This is a genomic window from Bacillus sp. FF-1, assembly GCF_028548245.1.
Taxonomy (GTDB): Bacteria; Bacillota; Bacilli; order Bacillales; family Bacillaceae_G; genus Bacillus_A; species Bacillus_A paranthracis.
In genome coordinates, this window is record NZ_JAQQGG010000001.1 from 484,253 (window position 1) to 501,828 (window position 17,576).

Annotated in this window: 19 protein-coding genes, 2 other RNA genes, 1 pseudogene and 1 riboswitch; of the genes and pseudogenes, 20 read left to right on the top strand and 2 right to left on the bottom strand. The window is 33.0% G+C overall.

All coding sequences use genetic code 11. The features are described from left to right. Positions 1-3: 3 nt before the first annotated feature. A complete protein-coding gene (locus PQF83_RS02630; protein ID WP_000369740.1) occupies positions 4-258 on the bottom strand; it encodes a DUF3931 domain-containing protein in 255 nt (84 codons plus the stop codon). Between the two features lie 72 nt (positions 259-330). Here PQF83_RS02630 and PQF83_RS02635 point away from each other — a divergent pair, with 72 nt between their 5' ends. From PQF83_RS02635 to ssrS (PQF83_RS02655), 5 genes are all read left to right on the top strand, one after another. Then, positions 331-798 carry a GNAT family N-acetyltransferase gene (locus PQF83_RS02635; RefSeq protein ID WP_000219274.1) on the top strand — a complete coding sequence of 156 codons (468 nt, stop codon included), beginning with the start codon at positions 331-333 and terminating at the stop codon, positions 796-798. 21 nt (positions 799-819) lie between these two features. Further along, positions 820-1,092, top strand: coding sequence for a YpbS family protein (locus PQF83_RS02640; protein WP_000451811.1), 273 nt, complete (start codon positions 820-822; stop codon positions 1,090-1,092). Between the two features lie 2 nt (positions 1,093-1,094). After that, positions 1,095-1,928 carry a sulfurtransferase gene (locus PQF83_RS02645; RefSeq protein ID WP_000961784.1) on the top strand — a complete coding sequence of 278 codons (834 nt, stop codon included), beginning with the start codon at positions 1,095-1,097 and terminating at the stop codon, positions 1,926-1,928. Between the two features lie 116 nt (positions 1,929-2,044). Beyond that, positions 2,045-2,227: non-coding RNA, 6S RNA (ssrS, locus tag PQF83_RS02650), on the top strand. 21 nt (positions 2,228-2,248) lie between these two features. Next, a non-coding RNA gene (gene ssrS / locus PQF83_RS02655) (6S RNA) lies at positions 2,249-2,432 on the top strand. A 54-nt stretch (positions 2,433-2,486) separates the two neighbouring features. Here the strand turns inward: ssrS (PQF83_RS02655) and PQF83_RS02660 are convergent. Further along, the gene (locus PQF83_RS02660; protein WP_001235530.1) at positions 2,487-2,936 is read right to left on the bottom strand and encodes a hypothetical protein; all 450 of its coding nucleotides are present in this window, start codon (positions 2,934-2,936) and stop codon (positions 2,487-2,489) included. Between the two features lie 83 nt (positions 2,937-3,019). Here PQF83_RS02660 and PQF83_RS02665 point away from each other — a divergent pair, with 83 nt between their 5' ends. The 15 genes and pseudogenes from PQF83_RS02665 (at position 3,020) to PQF83_RS02735 (ending at position 17,555) form a co-directional block, all read left to right on the top strand. Next, positions 3,020-3,331, top strand: a complete 312-nt coding sequence (locus PQF83_RS02665; protein ID WP_000169022.1) for a hypothetical protein — start codon at positions 3,020-3,022, stop codon at positions 3,329-3,331. Positions 3,332-3,334: 3 nt separating this feature from the next. Further along, entirely contained in the window at positions 3,335-4,573 is a 1,239-nt protein-coding gene (locus PQF83_RS02670; RefSeq protein ID WP_000084961.1) for a glutathionylspermidine synthase family protein, read from the top strand. Beyond that, on the top strand, positions 4,566-4,952 hold the full coding sequence (locus tag PQF83_RS02675) for a DUF350 domain-containing protein (RefSeq protein WP_000606860.1): 387 nt from the start codon (positions 4,566-4,568) through the stop codon (positions 4,950-4,952). The genes PQF83_RS02670 and PQF83_RS02675 overlap by 8 nt, the downstream gene beginning before the upstream one ends. Positions 4,953-5,135: 183 nt before the next feature. Next, a riboswitch (M-box (ykoK) riboswitch) is annotated at positions 5,136-5,301 on the top strand. A 343-nt stretch (positions 5,302-5,644) separates the two neighbouring features. Next, on the top strand, positions 5,645-6,370 hold the full coding sequence (locus PQF83_RS02680; protein ID WP_000964968.1) for a P-type ATPase: 726 nt from the start codon (positions 5,645-5,647) through the stop codon (positions 6,368-6,370). A 129-nt stretch (positions 6,371-6,499) separates the two neighbouring features. Then, the gene (locus tag PQF83_RS02685; RefSeq protein ID WP_000757054.1) at positions 6,500-7,366 is read left to right on the top strand and encodes a 5'-3' exonuclease; all 867 of its coding nucleotides are present in this window, start codon (positions 6,500-6,502) and stop codon (positions 7,364-7,366) included. 357 nt (positions 7,367-7,723) lie between these two features. Next, positions 7,724-7,864, top strand: a complete 141-nt coding sequence (locus PQF83_RS02690; protein ID WP_001228048.1) for an FbpB family small basic protein — start codon at positions 7,724-7,726, stop codon at positions 7,862-7,864. A gap of 328 nt (positions 7,865-8,192) precedes the next feature. Further along, positions 8,193-9,386, top strand: a pseudogene (locus PQF83_RS02695) (acyltransferase family protein). Further along, entirely contained in the window at positions 9,387-10,130 is a 744-nt protein-coding gene (locus PQF83_RS02700; RefSeq protein ID WP_000806898.1) for a YveK family protein, read from the top strand. Beyond that, a complete protein-coding gene (locus PQF83_RS02705) occupies positions 10,117-10,737 on the top strand; it encodes a CpsD/CapB family tyrosine-protein kinase (protein ID WP_002163715.1) in 621 nt (206 codons plus the stop codon). The genes PQF83_RS02700 and PQF83_RS02705 overlap by 14 nt, the downstream gene beginning before the upstream one ends. Before the next feature lie 18 nt (positions 10,738-10,755). Beyond that, a complete protein-coding gene (locus PQF83_RS02710) occupies positions 10,756-11,394 on the top strand; it encodes a sugar transferase (protein WP_000617630.1) in 639 nt (212 codons plus the stop codon). A gap of 42 nt (positions 11,395-11,436) precedes the next feature. After that, the gene (locus PQF83_RS02715; RefSeq protein ID WP_000520306.1) at positions 11,437-12,873 is read left to right on the top strand and encodes an oligosaccharide flippase family protein; all 1,437 of its coding nucleotides are present in this window, start codon (positions 11,437-11,439) and stop codon (positions 12,871-12,873) included. A 3-nt stretch (positions 12,874-12,876) separates the two neighbouring features. Then, positions 12,877-14,091, top strand: a complete 1,215-nt coding sequence (locus tag PQF83_RS02720; protein ID WP_000431113.1) for an O-antigen ligase family protein — start codon at positions 12,877-12,879, stop codon at positions 14,089-14,091. Next, entirely contained in the window at positions 14,066-14,866 is an 801-nt protein-coding gene (locus PQF83_RS02725; protein WP_000237673.1) for a glycosyltransferase family 2 protein, read from the top strand. Before PQF83_RS02720 ends, PQF83_RS02725 begins: the two co-directional genes overlap by 26 nt. Then, positions 14,863-15,915, top strand: a complete 1,053-nt coding sequence (locus PQF83_RS02730) for a glycosyltransferase family 4 protein (protein WP_001023688.1) — start codon at positions 14,863-14,865, stop codon at positions 15,913-15,915. The genes PQF83_RS02725 and PQF83_RS02730 overlap by 4 nt, the downstream gene beginning before the upstream one ends. Positions 15,916-16,007: 92 nt before the next feature. Continuing rightward, positions 16,008-17,555, top strand: a complete 1,548-nt coding sequence (locus PQF83_RS02735; RefSeq protein ID WP_000006039.1) for a hypothetical protein — start codon at positions 16,008-16,010, stop codon at positions 17,553-17,555. Positions 17,556-17,576 lie beyond the last annotated feature (21 nt).

Sequence of the window (17,576 nt, forward strand, 5' to 3'; positions counted from 1 at the left end):
TCGTTATGAGAAAAAGATTCGTTCGATTTTCTTTTGTAGTACCGTATCTAAAGATTTGACAAATCCAGCAAATTCATCGGTAGAAATCATATGAGTAAGAACGAGTCGTCTGCCGTCTGGTGTTTCACCGCATAAGACGAACGAAGAAAATTCATATGTTTTATTTTCTACTACTAATTTTGGATAGGAATACGTGTCGCTCTTCTTCTTCTTTCCATCAATAGAGATGACGTTGCATTTTTTCTCATTGTTGTCCATGGTGAATCCCTCCTTTCTATTACTTATGGTAGACAAGGAGGGTTTAGAACAATAGAGAAGGGGGAATTTTTTATGACTGTTGTAATAGAACGTATTTCAAAAGAAGCTATACCGAAGTCTTTATTACTACTTGCTGATCCAAGTGAACAGCAAATTGGTGCATATGTACAAAGAGGATTAACATACGTAGCTAAGCAAGAGGATAATGTAATCGGTGTATATGTAATTTTGGAAACAAGGCCGAAGACGATGGAAATTATGAATATTGCGGTTGTAGAGCATTTGCAAGGAAAAGGGATTGGAAAGAAGCTAATAAGTCATGCTATAGAAACTGCTAAAGGATATGGTATGTCAAAACTTGAAGTTGGTACAGGCAATTCTAGTGTTTCACAACTTGCTTTCTATCAAAAATGTGGATTTCGTATTTTTTCTATTGATTTTGATTACTTTTCGAAGCATTATGAAGAAGAGATTATTGAAAATGGGATTGTATGCCGTGATATGATTCGGCTTGCAATGGAATTAAATCAGAACGTATAACTTATTTAGGGGGAAGAGAAGATGGAAGTACATAAAGCAATTACAGCACATTCTCGTAAACAAAATGAAAGTGTAAAAGCATGTTTACAATTAGATGCGCAGCGTGAAGCAGCTATTGAAGCAGCCGTATCTCTTGCGTCAAATGGGAAAGAATTTTCGGTTGATGTCATTAATGTTGTAACGAAGCAAATTAATGCTCTTGCAAAAAATGGTGTTACACTAGAGCGTAAATATGTTACAAAAGAAATGGTTATGGAGTATGTAAGTCGTTTGAAAGAGAAAGAAGGTCGTTAAAGATGTTAGTTACAGTCGAATGGTTACGTGAGCATATAGAAGATGAGAACGTCCGTATAATCGATTGTCGTTTTGATTTAGCGAATCCTAATTGGGGTAGAGAAAAGTATGAGGAGGAACATATTCCTCATGCATTATATTTTGATTTGAATGTAGATTTATCAAGTCCTATAACAGAACATGGTGGTCGCCACCCGTTACCAAATATTGAGGAGTTTGCAGACAAGCTGTCGCGAGCTGGTATTGATGAACATACGACAGTGATTGCATATGACAGTGAAGCGGGTGCAAATGCTTCTCGTCTTTGGTGGTTATTAAACTATGTAGGACATGAGAAAGTATATATATTAGATGGTGGATTTCCAGCATGGAAAGAGAATGGACTACCGGTAACAACAGAAATTTCTGTTGCTAAACGAAAAGCATTCAAAGAAAATATACAAAATCATATGCTTGTAACGATGGAAACGGTGAGAGAGAATATCTATGCAGGTGCAGATGTTACGTTAATTGATTCTAGAGAGCCAAAACGTTATGCTGGTGTAGAGGAACTTGTTGATCCGAAAGCAGGACACATTCCAACAGCAGTAAATTATTTTTGGAAGGATGGAATGCTGCAATCAGGACAATTTAAGAATGAAGCTCAGCAACAAGAACGATTCCAAAATCTTTCGAAAGATAAGGAAACAATTGTATATTGTGGTTCTGGTGTTACAGCATGTCCAAATATCGTTGCATTGAAATTAGCTGGATTCCAAAATGTTAAATTGTATGCAGGTAGCTGGAGTGATTGGATTTCTTATCCAGAAAATCAAATTGCAAAAGAAGAAGATTAATCACTTGCATGCAAAAATAATTTGTATTAAAATAAGGTCACAAGCAAGAGATTGCTCGAAAAACTTTGTATTTTACACATTGGAAACAATGTGATAATATAACGACAAGTAAATAATACATCCTGCGGTGTACGTAACTTATTTATGTCTAAAACCGATGTTAGTTATACGGAAGCTCAATATTTAGTGACCATCATCAAGCCTTCCTTGTGGAGGAAGATGTACGGTAACTGTGAGGGCATCCACCTGCGAGTAGCGGGTTTTTGGACATTTACGAGGAGCGGCACGTGCGGGGGTCTTATTTCAACTAACATTATATAAAATTCCTACGGTGTACGTAGCTTATGCATGTCTTAAACCAATAAGTTTAATATGGAAGTTCAATATTTAAATGTAGCTAACATGCCATCTTTTTAAGAAGGAAGTTACAAACATTTGTGAGAGCATCCACCTGTGAGAGCAGGTTTATGGACATCTAGAGATAACGGCATATGTGGGGCTATATAAAAACCTTACGTTTTATACGTAAGGTTTTTTTGTTGTATACATATATCCATGTTATCTCGATTCACCTGTGAAGTTTCCATAATAAATGTAGCACTTTCTGTCTTCATCAATCTCTCTTGAATCTAAAGTAAACTCCATATGCATGCCGTCCTGCTGAATATATATAATATCTGAATGAAGAGATGGTAAAATTTCTTCATAGTTCCATACATCTTTACTTTCAATCAAGTTGGAACTCGTATCCTTTAGCTCTCTAATTTCAAAACCGATGTGGAAGTAAGTAGGATCTGAAGGGTCGTTAGAAAAAGTTTCTTGTTGAATATATATAACTACTGTTCCATCTGGATCTACTGAAGTTGCAGTAACAACATATGTATTTTTATCTTTTATAAAATATTCACAAGTCATGCGTGCGATAATTTCAGAATTAGAAATATTTGTGTAATTCCATAAAGCAGGATACCCTTTTGTTTCATCATTAAGTCGATATTCTAAGCGCATTTCATCCCTCTTCTTCCTTTTTCTTCTACTTTATCATGGCTTCTTATATAATAGAAATATATTTTATAAAGGGGAGTGCGAAGGTGACAAAAACGAAATGGCTAGTAGGTGGTGTCGTAACGTCTTTAATGACTGGCACCTTATTTGGCTGCGCACAAGATTTACCCCCAAAACCGAATGATAAAAGTTGTTCAGATTGGGATTGGGATGATGAACTTGGGGTATGGCAGTGTGATGATAGTAGTTCAGGTTATCGTGGACATTATTTCTATGGCGGAACATACTATCAAAATAAATCCACTTTTAAAAATTCATCGGCATTTAAATCGTATCAATCGTCTGCGGAATTTAAAGGTGGAATTGGAAGCGGTTCAAAGGGAGGATTTGGGGGCTAACATATGTCGCAATACATAAGGGATCGAAAAGAGTTTTATTCAAAATATCAGGATTTCTGGTCGGATTTATATGAATGTGAGTATAGTTTGTTTCATGTTTTTCCTATAACAAATGAGACTATGAAACAATTACAAGTTGCAACTGAACGAATGGGGAAAATATTTTTTAAGACTGCTAGACTTTTGCGTAATTTAAGTGACGAACAGCTTCTTGAACTTGGATTTCCCCCCGCAAGCTTATCGTTCATTAGAATGAAAGGATTATATCCTGAATCTGTTATTTCACGATTTGATTTCGTTTTAACAGGCGATAACCAAATGAAAATGCTTGAGTTTAATAGTGATACACCTACCTTTATTATGGAATGCTTTCAAATGAATGGGGAAGTTTGTAAAAAGCTAGGTTATGATGATCCAAACTTAGGCCAAGAGCGATTGCTATCCTCTGGTGTTACAAAAGCTGTAATGGAAGCGACAAAGGGAATAGACAACCCAAATGTTGTTTTTACAGCGCATCATGAGCATATTGAGGATTGGAATACGACTATGTATTTAAGTCAGTTATGCCGTGTTGAAAATAAAGTCGTGCCAATGTCAGAACTTAGAATTACAAAAGATTCTTTAGTGGATAGGGATGGAGTGCAAATTGATGTTTTATATCGTCAAACATATCCGATAGAAGATTTAATTGAGGATCAAGATCCTGAAACAGGGGATTTGGTAGGTGTGGAGTTGTTGCAACTCGTAAAAGCCGGAAAGCTGTTTATTATAAATCCTTTGTCAGCATTTTTACTTCAGCCTAAATCAGTTCAGTGTCTTATTTGGGGATTAGCAGAAGAAGAGGTCTTTTATACAAATGAGGAACGACAGTGGATTAAAGAATATATGTTACCTACATATTTAGAACCAGATTTATTTTTAGGAAAAGGTTCTTTCGTTCAAAAACCTTCATTTGGTAGAGAGGGAGACACGATTACCATTCGTGATAAGGACGAAAATATTATGATTCAAAATGCACACCAAACGTATAAAGCGTCACTGCCGATATTTCAAAAGTATACAGAACTTCCAGTCGTATCTTTGGAAACAGAGAAAGGGATGGAGAAACTGTCGTATGTGTTTGGTTCGTTTTTAATTGCAGGAAAAGCAAGTAGTATCGGTATTCGTGCTGGTGAAAAAATTACGGGGAATGAATCGTACTATTTACCAGTAGGTATAAAAAAGGAGGAAGTATATGATTAATTTTTTATTATATTTAGCAGTAACACTTGGTCTTTTATGCATAGGTCTTTTCCTGATGGAAGTGACAACGAAAGTAAAAGAATTTAAGTTAATGGCCCAAGGGAATAAGGCAGTAAGCTATGTACTTGGAGGGCGATTACTTGGGTTAGCTATTGTTTTATATTCAACAGCAGCTAATTCCATTTCACTTCTTGATATGGTTTCGTGGGGAGCGGTTGGGATTTTGGCTCAAATTATCGTCTTTTATTTAGCTGAGTGGCTTACACCACGCTTTAATATAAATAAAAGTCTTGAAGAAGATAATCAAGCGGTCGGTCTTTTTCTTATGTTTTTATCGCTTTCAATTGGGATTGTAATTGCTGGTTGTATAACTTATTAAAAACTTTACGTTTAAACGTAAGGTTTTTATTTTTACTAATTTTAAAATATGTGCTTCATTCATTTGATACGTAGAAAGAGAAATAGTATGTATATGAGAGGAAGTTGTTGTAATAAGGAAAAGATTCCATTCAAGGTGTTGACATCTATTTTAAATAAGAGTAACATTTTCTATGTAATAAAAATAAGTCTCTGTTAGGTGAGGCTCCTGTATAGAGAAATGCTACTGCCCAAAAATGTCGAGAGACGCCAATGGGTCAACAGGAATGATCGAATTAAGGTTTTTCTTAATGTAGCTGGTAATGTACCTATGCTATACAGTGCTAAAACTCGGCGAGGGAGAGGTCCGTAGATTTCTAATTGTATTAGGAATCGTTTATTTGTGTATGTCATGGCCTTTACTCTTTTCGGAGTAAGGGTCTTTTTGTTACAAAGCTATGAGTAATTTCATAGTATAAACTATAAAATAAAACGAGGAGGTGAGGAGCATGTCAAATTCTGACTCGGTTCCGTTACCCATATACTTCAAATCAAAAATATATGATGTAGGCAGGAAACGACTTGTTCCTCCCTCTATATTTATCATCATGTAGCGTTTATATGTATGTTTAGGCGCTAGACACTTTCACCGTAAAGTGGATAAATTGAGAAACAAAGCGTTTCTTCCTACGTTGTAAAGGAGGAGACGATAATATGTTATATGCAAACAAAACTGTGGGTAACACGTCATATAAATTAAGCAAAAAATCAATGAAAGAACAAACGATGCTTCAAAAAAATAAAGATTTATTAATTGAAATCGCAACGAGAGATGTAAAATCTGTATTTGCGTATTTTAAAACAACAAGAGATGGATTATCTATGAAAGAGGCACAAAAACGTATTCAAGTATACGGCCGAAATGAATTAACTTCAAAAAGAGCTCGTATTGCAGAAGTGATGATGAAGCTAGGTGGAATGATCCCAGGTTTTTCAAAACAACATGTGAGAGATGGATTACAATGTGAGAAGATTACTGTGTCTCGAGTAGAATGTTCTAGTGTAACAGGTTTAAACGGTGAATTAAAAATGATGGATTTGCCAGTACAAGAGCTTGTTCCTGGAGATATGATTTTCCTTTCGGAAGGTGATACAGTACCAGCAGATGTACGTATCATTTATGCAAATGATCTATTAGTAAATGAATCTGTGCTAACAGGAAACGATGCGAGTATTGAGAAATTTGAAAGTTGCTATCATCTTGAACGCAAACGATTTATTCCTTTGAAAAGAATGAAAGACTATAATCCACTTGAACTTGAAAATGTATGTTTCAAAGGGACGTATATTGTTAGTGGAAATGCAAAAGCTGTAGTAGTTTCAACTGGGAAAAATACGTATACAGGGATTCTTCATACTTGTTGTAGTAAAACGTCTTAATGTGTAAATGATGCTAAATATACAAAAACAATGTATAATAGACAAAGTTGAAAAACGTAGAATGGTAATCTATTTATATAACCTTACGTGATGACGTGGGGTTATTATTTTTTTGGTAGGAGAGGAATTATGAAAAAAGTATTATTAGTTGATGGTATGGCACTATTATTTCGTGCTTTTTATGCAACAAGTGTCTACGGGCAGTTTATGAAACGACAAGATGGTACCCCTACAAACGGGATTCATGGTTATATGAAACATTTATTAACGGCAATGCAAGCAATTGAACCGACACACATCGTAACATGCTGGGATATGGGAAGTACAACATTTAGAACAGAGTCGTTCTCAAATTATAAAGCGAATCGTGCAGCGCCACCTGAAGAATTAATTCCGCAATTTGATCTAGTGCAAGAAATGACTGCAAAATTATCTGTTCCAGTTATCGGCATGAAAGGGTATGAAGCGGATGATTGTATCGGTACACTAGCAAAACAATACTGCAATGAAGCGGAAGTTTATATTTTAACAGGTGATACGGATTTACTTCAACTTGTTGATAAGAACGTTACAGTTATGCTTCTGCGCAAAGGAATTGGAAATTACGAGTATTACACACCAGAGAAAATTATGGAAGAAAAAGGTGTAGAACCGTGGCAAATCGTGCATGCGAAAGCTTTCATGGGAGATACGAGCGATAATTACCCAGGTGTAAAAGGTATCGGTGAAAAAACAGCGTATAAGCTTATTCAAGAACATGGTACAGTAGCAACTGTACTAGAAAATGTGGCATCATTAACGAAAGCGCAACGTACGAAGATCGAAAGTGATTTAGAGAATTTAAATATTTCATTACAATTAGCGCAAATTCATTGTGAAGTTCCTATTTCCTGTTCACTAGAAGAAGGATTACACACAATAGATGAAGAAAAATTACGATTCGTTTGTGAAGAAATGAATTGGGGAAGACCTGAAATGTTAATCAATATGCTGTAAATAGTTTGGAAAGAAGGATGTTGCATAAGTCGAACTTAGACTAGGTGACACCTTCTTTTTTATTTTGAAAAAAAGAATTTTAGTAGATGAAAGTATATGGAATGCAGCTTAAAATATATAAATATTTCGACAAGGTAAATTGATATAAGATGATGCAAATGGCGATTTATGTAATTGAATGAAACGACTATAAAATTGTTTTAGGAGACTCTTTTTTGAGTGTTCACAAAGTTGTCAGAAAATAAACGGAATTTCCATATGAAGTTCAAATGGAATTCACAACAATCAATTATTATAAGAACAACCAGATAATTCTTTATCTTTTATATAAATCATCCCCCAAGGAGGACAATGAAAATGAGAAAAAAAGTGAGAAAATCTTTTAAACAATTATTAATTGAAAATAAACAATCACTATTAAATAATAAAGAAAATATGAAAGAAATTGAGGAACGAATTGAGAAACGACATGTAGCATATAGTGGTGCTAGTAATTAAATAAAATAAAAAAGATAGCCTATAAAGGCTATCTTTTTTATTTTATATTGGAAAAAATGCTATTCCTATCTTTAATTTTGTAAATATACAAGATATTTTTATAGTGCTTTTCTAGCAATCTTTTTCATTTTTCGAGGTTGAAATTGGTATATACCAATTAAAGGGATTGACTATTCATAATATTACAAAAAATGTTACAATACATTAAAAATTACGCTATAAATCATTTTAATATGAAAAATTGGAATGAAAAGAAAGGAGAGGAATATGAATAATGGTGTCGCTTTGAAATGATTATTATCATTTCATTAGGAGTTGATATAAAGCGATGAATAGGTATGAAGAACTGGATTCAATTAGAGGGATTTCTTCATTAGTAGTAATGATTGGCCATCATTTAATGATTTTTTCAGTATTTCAAAATTACAGTTATGAAGATAATAAACCATTTGTTATGTATCTATTAAAAGAAACACCTGCTCGTCTTGTTTTTAGTAGTGGTAACGAATCTGTTATTATCTTTTTTGTTTTGAGTGGATTTGTTTTGTATGAATCTATTCAAAAAAAATATGATAGCTATAGGTCATTCCTTGTAAAGCGTATATGAAGAATTTATATTCCATATATCGTAGCGATACTTATAGCTATTTTATGCCAAACTACAATGAGTGAATATGGAATTTCTCATTTAAGTGAATGGTTTAATCGCTCATGGACGATTGAAAGTTCTTTAAGCCTAATCGTGCAGCATATATTATTGGTTGGGAAATATAATACAGATGCATATAACGGCGTAATTTGGTCACTTGTTCATGAAATGCGAATATCAATCATTTTCCCGTTAGTTTTGATGGTTTGTTTAAGAAAAACGTTGAGGGATTCGTTATTGACATTGTTTAGTTTTAGTATATGCTCTGTTGCGATATTATTTTTATTTCGCTCGAGTTTAACATTAACAAGCTATATGTTAACACCACATTACACGGTGCTATTTTTACTAGGAGCACTAGTTGCGAAGTATAAAAATAATGTAATAATTTTTTATAGTAATCGTACTAAAAATGAGAAAATTGCATGGTTTTTATTAGCGATTTTACTTTATATGTATGAAGGGCTTATCGGAGAAATTAAAGTGCTCAATAATTTTATATTGCGAGACTACGTAGTAGCGATAAGTGCATGTTTATTTGTCATATTAAGTCTATCAGTATCAACTTTGTCATCGTTGTTGCGTAATAAATACTTGTTATATTTGGGGAAGATTTCTTACAGTCTTTATTTATACCATATCATATCGTTATTTTCCCTTATATACATGCTTCATGAAATATTGCCGTTGCCTATTATTTTAATTTTTTCACTCGTTTTTTCGTTTATACTTGCGATGCTTTCGTATATATTTGTAGAAAAATTTGCATTCAGAGTCGGAAAGTATGTAACAAAGCAAGCGAATAGAAAGAAGAAAGGGTTATCTGTAAAGAATGATGTTCAGAATATGAATCAGACAAAGGCGGTGAAATAATTGAAGCAAGAAATTAGTATGAAGGATTTTCAACAGTTATTGAAAAGAAGGATAGTAACAATTATTTTGACGATGTGCTGTTTAACTGTTTCTCTAATTCTTATCTCTATGTACGTATTAAAGCCTTCATATCAATATTCAACACAAATTCTCGTTGGGAATTTAGATGAGTTTAATAAGGAAAATTCAACAAATAAAACACAGGAAAATAAGCAACTGGTAACATCTTATGTTGATATATTAAAAAGTCCACTCATTATTTCAACAGTGAAAAAAACTTTGAAATTAGAGCAATCAAGTCATGAACTAGCACAAAAAATTTCAGTGGTGAATATGGACAACTCACAAATTGTTACTGTTACAGTAAAAGATTCGGATCCTATAATCGTAAAAGAAATTGTAAAGTCATTGGCAGAACAATCTCAAAAAAGCTTTCAACAGTATACGAATGTGCAGGGGGTAAAAATATTAACTGATCCTGAGTTACAGGAAAAAGCTGAAAAGTTGTTTCCGAAAATTCAACTTATCATTCCTATCTCTTTAATTGTTAGTTTTTTTGTTGGTATAGGTTTAGCCGTATTTCGAGATTATTTTGATGAACGTATATACGTGGAACAGGATTTAGAGAAGATAACAACAGTTCCTGTAATTGGTCACATAAATATGGAACCGAAAAGAAAAAAGGAATCTACAGAAGTTGATCCGCAATCAGCTATATATCGAGGTGAACATGTCGATGTTTAAAACAAAGAAACAGCTTCTATTTAATCCGCATGATGCTCTAATGAAAGAGCAGTTTTATACTGTATATCACGAGTTGAAAAAAACAGGAAAACAAGTATTCACAGTTATTTCAACGAAGGATAGAGGCGTTGTTGCTCAGCTTATAGTAAATATAGGGCTAGTGTTTGCAGAAATGAAAAAAAAGGTGTTACTTATCGATGTGAATTTTTCTGATCCTAAACTACATCTACTATTACAAAGTAATCATACGAAAACAGTGAATGATATAATAAGCGATTTCACCTGTAGTTATGAGTCTTTTTCTAGTAATTTATCTAAATACTTATATTGTATTCCTGCCAAAAAAACAGTACACACCGGAACGACTTTAGTTTCTATGGATGAATTTGATCGTGCAATTGCGAAGTGGAGAGAAGATTTTGATTATATTCTCTTGTATTCTTCTGAAGTATTTGAGCTTCCTGTTACGCACATTAGTGCAGGGAAATGCGATGGAGTGATCTTAGCAGTCAAAAAGCGAAAAGATTCCCTACGTACCGTGCAAAAAGCAATAACTGATATAAAAAAGAAAGAATGTGAATTAATGGGTATAGTTTTATATTCTTGAATGTGGGGGTAACGAACTATGATTCGTGAAACAAATCAAGCCAAGTTGTATGCGATTCCGGCCCAAGAAAAGACCAGTATTTTGAATCGAAGTATAAAGCGCTTGTTTGATATTACATTTTCACTCATATTGTTACTAGTAACGCTACCAATTATGTTGTTCTTTTGTATTATGATTGCTTTCGAAACAGCAGGAGCTCCAATCTATTTTCAAGAACGTTTAGGTATTAATGGGAAGAAATTTAATGTATTTAAATTAAGGTCGATGGTAAAAGAGGCTGAAATAAATGGACCACAATGGGCAGATGAAAATGATTCAAGAATTACTAAAGTTGGATCATTTATAAGAAAAACGAGAATTGATGAGTTACCGCAACTTTTAAATATTTTAAAAGGTGATATGTCTTTTGTGGGACCTAGACCAGAGAGAGAGTATTTTTATAAACAATTTGATACGTATATTCCAGAATTCAAAGACCGCTTAATCGTGAAACCAGGGTTAACAGGATGGGCACAAATAAATGGAGGGTATAATCTTGATGCAAAAGAAAAATTGAAGTTGGACATAGAGTATATTGAAATGAAAACGATCAGGATGGATATTCGTATTTTATGTAAAACTGTTTTAATTGTATTGAACGGTAATGGTGCAAGATAAATATATGTAAGTAGGCTAGGTTGCTTGCAAAGGAGAGCAGGTATGGGTAAATCTATTTTAAATAATATTATCCATCTATTTTATAGCACGATTTTAGCTAATCTTTTTCAGGCTGTAAGTTTAATTGCTTTAGCAAATTTTTTTAATGCACAACATTATGGAATGTTTAGTGTTGCCATAGCAGTGACGTTTGTTATGTTATTTTTCACAGATTTAGGACTTACTAACACGTTTCTTCGAGAAGGGGCAAAAGATGGAGTAGACTTAGGGAAGATTTTATCGTCGTATATAAAAATAAGGATGATCCTACTTATTTTTATTTCTATAATCGGTTATATTGCTATTCATTATATGTATGCGGATAGAAATGTAATTTACATGATGATAAACGTAATGTTTTTCATGTTAATAGGATTAACTTTCCAAAATATAGGGATTGCCTACTTTCAGTTGATGGAACGAATGAAGTATATAGCACTTATTAAAGTTGTATCAGCGTCAGTTGTTATCATCATTACATGTTTTTGTATTTTCGGAGAGTTACCGGTGTATGTAACAGCTCGTTTATATGCTTTTGGGTATATGATCGGTGGTTTGTTCAGCATATATATCATGAGAAAAAAGACGAAAATGAATATGAAAGTCGTAATCCATAAAGCATTATTTTGGCAATTAACACCTTTTATTATTAGCGGTTTTTTAATAATGAGCACCCCGCAATTAGCGCCTATCTTACTTAACTATACATTGCCACTAAGTATGGTCGGTGTTTTTGCAGTGGCGTACCGGATGCCAGCAGCTTTATATCAAGTGCCAGGGGTAATTGCAGGTGCGTTTTACCCAGTGCTTTTTAAGCATTATAATCAAAAAAATTTAGAAGAGCATACGAAATTAAACTTACTTCAAATAAAATCAATGGCGATTGTGGGAGTCTGTATGACAATCGGTTTATATCATTTAGCACCATACTTTATTTCTATATTTTTTTATGAGGAATGGAGCAATGCAGTAGAGCCACTCCAAATATTATCCTTTCTCATTGTGCTACAAAGTTTAAATATTGCTATAGCTGACGGCTTAACAACGAGTGGACGTCAAAATAAAAGAACTGTTGTGCAATGTATAGCATTAGTGGTAGGTGGGATTATGCTTTATAGTTTTAGTAGTATTGGTGGAGTAATAGGAGCAGCATATGCTATGGTTTTATTTGAAATTGTAGCTTTAGTTGGGTATATAGCAGTAAGTGTAGTGAAGAAAAAAATTGTATTCCAAATTGTCATGCCTTATACAATTTATTTTGGCGTAACCTTTATTGGAGTGCAATATATATTGCATACATATTATTTCATTGCGCTCGTTCTTAATACGTTAATCGTAGTAGTTGGGATATTCCTATATGATTATGAGCTGAAAAAACTTCTTCTTTCGCTTATAAGAAAAACACGCAAAAAGGATTATATTACGAAACAGGGGATATAGCCTATGGAAAATAATGTGAAAATATCGATGAAATGGATTATGCTTCTAATATTATTTGTTATGTTAAGTAAATACAACATATATATTGGATTTTCGTTGAAGATATATATGATTTTTTTAGTCATATATTTTTGTTTAACAATTAAAAAATTTCATATTCAAAAGCTATATTTTCATGAAGTTGTATTCTTACTATTTTATTTCATCTATTGTTTGAGTGGAATTCTTTCTATATATTTAAATGCTAGTATTCGTATGATTTTTGGCGTGCTACTTGTTTTAGGGTGCTATTTTATCATGAGAAATTTATTAGGAAATGTTGAAATAGCACCACTTGAATCATCCATTGTCTATGTTGGATTATTATTTAATATTGTAAGCCTAATACTTTATATAGTCGGTTTACAGCACTTTGGATTATACGGTGGAGAAGAGAGAGAAATTTTTGCCGGACTATTAGTTGATAGAGGATATCCAAGGTTAATTGGATTGCTAGATGATCCTAACATTTTTATTTTTTATAATACAATATTTTTTATGTATTATATGACAAATTTACATAATATGACGAACATTATAGGATTGATTTTATGTGTTACGACGAGTTTATTAACTTTTTCAAGGGGAGGTATATTAGCACTTGTGCTTGTCGTTTTTGTATATGTATGTACTTCTAGTTTTGCAAAAAAAATAAAAATAATGATGAGTTTACTATTGTTTAGTGTAGTAATTTTTAGCTTATCGAATAGTGTCATGGGTGGTCAATTAGATGACATATTGAATAAACGAATCTCTGATTTTTCGCACGATAATGGGAGTGGTAGATTTACATTATGGGAAGCTGCTTTTAAATATTATATATCCAATCCATATATCGGAATCGGTGCGTTTAATTTTTCGAATTATTATGAGTTTCAATTTAATGAAAAATTATATGTGCACAATACATTTTTAGAAATTTTGTCTGAATCGGGTACAATTGGTTTTCTTTTATATAGCGCGTTTTTAATTATATTAATGTTCAAGTTAACGCAGTATACTTTATTTCGTGAAAAACCGTATCTTTTATTGACTATGGTTGCATTTTTATTTCAGATGATGTCATTGTCACTCATTATTAACGAAGCGTTCTTTTTATTTTTAGCAATTGTTGTGAAGTACATTTCAATCTATGAAGGAAGGGGAAAGATAGATGGTAAAATGTCTATTAGCACATAATAAGGCGCCTCATGTTTCCATAATAACACCTTCTTATAATAGTATACGATTTATAGGTGAGACGATTTTATCTGTACAGAATCAATCATATGAAAATTGGGAAATGATTATCGTTGATGACGCGTCAACTGACCAATCTCTTGCAAAAATTAAAGAGATAATAGAAGGAGACTCGCGTATTAGGTTATTATCATTAAAAGAAAATGTTGGTGCTGCTAAAGCTCGGAATTTAGCAATTAAAGAAGCACGAGGAAGGTATATTGCTTTTTTAGATAGTGACGACATTTGGTTACCAAATAAATTGGAGGCGCAATTGATATTTATGGAAGAAATGAATGTGGCCTTTTCATATGCATCGTATAGTTTAATAGATGAAAACGGTAATGAACTAAATCGAGAAGTGAATGTACCAAAATCTGTTGACTATCACTATTTGGCAGGGAATACAATTATCGGTTGTTTAACAGTAATGATTGATCGTGAAAAAATTCCGCATATTGAAATGCCTAGTGTACAGCCAGAAGATACAGCGTTATGGTTGTACTTATTACATGAAGGGCATGAAGCGAAAGGGATACAGCAAGTGTTAGCGAAGTATCGAATTGTTGCAAATTCTGTTTCAAGAAATAAAATGAGAGCAGCTTTTCGGTATTGGAAATTATTAAGGGAGCAAAAATGTCTTAATGCAGTGCAAATTTTTTACTATTTTAGTAAGTATGCTTATCATGCCTATAGAAAAAATAAAATCAATGTAGTTGGGAAGACGCAATTATGAATATACTGTTGATGACAGATAAATTGATAACTGGTGGAGCCGAAAATTATTTCTGTAAATTGGAAAGCAATTTGCGTTATGAGGATTTTAAGGTTTATACAGCTGCAGGTGATGGAGAACTATATGAATCTCTTACTAGAAAAGAAAATTTTATGTTACTGAGTCGATGGAATCATTTGAGAAATCTTTATTACTTACGAAACGAAATTTGTAAACGAAAGATAGAACTTATACATGCAAATAGTTTGCGAATGGTATTATATGCTTTTCTACTTCAAAAATTTATGAAAAAAAAGATGAAAATTGTGTATACGAAACATAATGTAACAATATTAGAAAGGAAAATGCCAATTCTTTTTCGTTATTTTATGAATGAATATGTGAACAATATTATTACAGTAAGTGAGTTTGAAAAGAATAATTTAATTTCAATGCATGTAGCAGAAGAGAAAATAAAGACCATTTATAACGGTGTTGATATAGAAGAGTTTTTATTCCAGCAGAAAAAGAAAGAATCTATTTATAAAATAGGGATATTAGCTAGACTATCCAAGGAGAAAAACCATCAACTATTTGTAAAAATTGCAAATGTGTTGAAAGAGAGAAATGATTTTAAGTTTTATATTGCTGGTGATGGGCCAGAGAAAGAATCTATTATGAAAGAAATAGAAAAGTATGGATTGCAGCAAAGTGTAAAGATGTTAGGGAATATTTCCGAGCCGCATAGGTTTATAGGGAATATGGATGTCTTACTTTTATTATCTTTTCGCGAAGTATTTCCAATGGTAGTAATTGAAGCAATGGCTACAGGAACACCAATTGTTTCAATAGATGTTGGTGGCATAAATGAAGCAGTAATAGACGGAGAATCAGGTGTGTTGATACGTGAATATTGCGAATCTAAATTCGCAGATGTACTGGAGAAATTACATGGAAATGAAGAAAAGGTGAATGATATGAGAGAGAAAGCGCGAGAAAAAGCGGAAAGAAATTTCTCGTTATTTAAAATGATAGAAGAAACGAAAGATATATATGAATTAAACAAATGACTGTCGAAGTCGTTTGTTTTTTTTATTATAGAAACTTTTAAGAGAAAACTCACATATTATATGAAAAAGGTAATATGAGGAGTGAATTTATTTTGTCAGAATATATTTCTTCCCAAGAAGATTGTGCACCAGAAAATAGCGTTCATATTGACTGTTTTGGAGCAGTTCCGAACTCGGGAAATGATAGTTCATTAGCAATTCAGCAAGCTATAAATTATTGTGTAGCGAATCAAATTTCTACGGTTAGAATTACAGGGGTAAATACGTACAAAATTGGAAAGCCGGTTGTTATTAAATCAAATGTAAGGTTAGAGCTAGATCCTACTGTTACGGTGCAAATCGATGGAGATTTTAATGCGTTTGAATTGCAACAAAATGCGTCTATAACAGGTGGTACAGTTCAAGTTATTAATCCAGTATTTCAATCTTCTGTTATTTATGTTTCCGGTTCACAACAAATAGAAGTTCCTAATCACTCTCTTATATCAAATATAAATATAATAAATGCAACGTCGTCATATAAAGGTAAAGCTATACACTTTTATTGTCAAAAAGCATGGGATTATATTAGTTTCTTTCAAGTTAACTTTATTCAAATTAAAAACTTTCAAACTGCTATACACTTGAAGACAGAATATATAGATGATATCAATACACCTTGCTGGATTAACGCAAATGTATTTCAATCTATATTTATTGATGGATGTCAGTATGGGATAGAAGTTGATGGAAATAGTGATTTACCAAATGAAAGTTCAGGAAATACGTTTCATGATATTCAAGTGCAATGTAGACAGCAAACGAAAAAAGTCATTCGTTGTACGGGTGCCTATAATACATTTGATTGTATGATTTGGGATACGTACCGGATGAGTAGCGAACCGATTGTCATTGAATTTTCTTCTAATTCTCATCGTAACTACCTTTTTTCAAATTTACTTTCCACAACTATTGTAGATAAAGGGCAATACAATGTTTGCAAGTCTACCTATGAAGAATCTCTTCGAATTCAATTACCGATTACGTTAAATAAACCACATTTAATAGGGAATCAAGATGATATTTTAGTAAACGCTCAGCAGAAATATACTGTTAAACAAGTAAGTGGGAAAGTACCGTATGGGGGAAGTCTCGCAAATTGCTTTAATTTAATAGATGAACAAAGTGTAAATTATATTGATGTTCCAGATAGCAATCCAGTTGTCATTGAACTAGATTTTACGAAAAATCCAATCAAAATGTTAAATTGTTTTGGAATGTATTTTGGGTGGGGAGAGAGTCCGAAGAAAATTAAAATTGAATATGCATTAAGTGCAACTGGAAATTGGGTGGTTGCATTAGATGTACCATTAAATGTAGGGGATACAATTATATCGAATATGAAGGCGACTCAACTATATAAAGTAAGAATAACACTGAGTGGTTACGCTCAAGATCATAAGCGTTTTCGGATCAATCGTATGTTTGCAAGATCGTCGATGGAAAATGGGAATGCTTGGTTAGCGACAACTGGCGGAAGAATGTTTGGAGATATTGAAATAGAAGCAAGTAAAGGTATCGTTATGAAGACTGCTAGTGGAGCGAAATGGAAAGTTACTATGAATGAAGCTGGCCAACTTATTACGACGAAAATAACTTGAGATGATGATTGGTTGTCAATG

What these genes read in the sequence shown, in the direction of transcription:
- PQF83_RS02630 (WP_000369740.1), bottom strand. Translation starts at nt 258, where the DNA reads ATGGACAACAATGAGAAAAAATGCAACGTCATCTCTATTGATGGAAAG.
- PQF83_RS02635 (WP_000219274.1), top strand. Translation starts at nt 331, where the DNA reads ATGACTGTTGTAATAGAACGTATTTCAAAAGAAGCTATACCGAAGTCT.
- PQF83_RS02640 (WP_000451811.1), top strand. Translation starts at nt 820, where the DNA reads ATGGAAGTACATAAAGCAATTACAGCACATTCTCGTAAACAAAATGAA.
- PQF83_RS02645 (WP_000961784.1), top strand. Translation starts at nt 1,095, where the DNA reads ATGTTAGTTACAGTCGAATGGTTACGTGAGCATATAGAAGATGAGAAC.
- PQF83_RS02660 (WP_001235530.1), bottom strand. Translation starts at nt 2,936, where the DNA reads ATGCGCTTAGAATATCGACTTAATGATGAAACAAAAGGGTATCCTGCT.
- PQF83_RS02670 (WP_000084961.1), top strand. Translation starts at nt 3,335, where the DNA reads ATGTCGCAATACATAAGGGATCGAAAAGAGTTTTATTCAAAATATCAG.
- PQF83_RS02675 (WP_000606860.1), top strand. Translation starts at nt 4,566, where the DNA reads ATGATTAATTTTTTATTATATTTAGCAGTAACACTTGGTCTTTTATGC.
- PQF83_RS02680 (WP_000964968.1), top strand. Translation starts at nt 5,645, where the DNA reads ATGTTATATGCAAACAAAACTGTGGGTAACACGTCATATAAATTAAGC.
- PQF83_RS02685 (WP_000757054.1), top strand. Translation starts at nt 6,500, where the DNA reads ATGAAAAAAGTATTATTAGTTGATGGTATGGCACTATTATTTCGTGCT.
- PQF83_RS02690 (WP_001228048.1), top strand. Translation starts at nt 7,724, where the DNA reads ATGAGAAAAAAAGTGAGAAAATCTTTTAAACAATTATTAATTGAAAAT.
- PQF83_RS02705 (WP_002163715.1), top strand. Translation starts at nt 10,117, where the DNA reads ATGTCGATGTTTAAAACAAAGAAACAGCTTCTATTTAATCCGCATGAT.
- PQF83_RS02710 (WP_000617630.1), top strand. Translation starts at nt 10,756, where the DNA reads ATGATTCGTGAAACAAATCAAGCCAAGTTGTATGCGATTCCGGCCCAA.
- PQF83_RS02715 (WP_000520306.1), top strand. Translation starts at nt 11,437, where the DNA reads ATGGGTAAATCTATTTTAAATAATATTATCCATCTATTTTATAGCACG.
- PQF83_RS02720 (WP_000431113.1), top strand. Translation starts at nt 12,877, where the DNA reads ATGGAAAATAATGTGAAAATATCGATGAAATGGATTATGCTTCTAATA.
- PQF83_RS02725 (WP_000237673.1), top strand. Translation starts at nt 14,066, where the DNA reads ATGGTAAAATGTCTATTAGCACATAATAAGGCGCCTCATGTTTCCATA.
- PQF83_RS02730 (WP_001023688.1), top strand. Translation starts at nt 14,863, where the DNA reads ATGAATATACTGTTGATGACAGATAAATTGATAACTGGTGGAGCCGAA.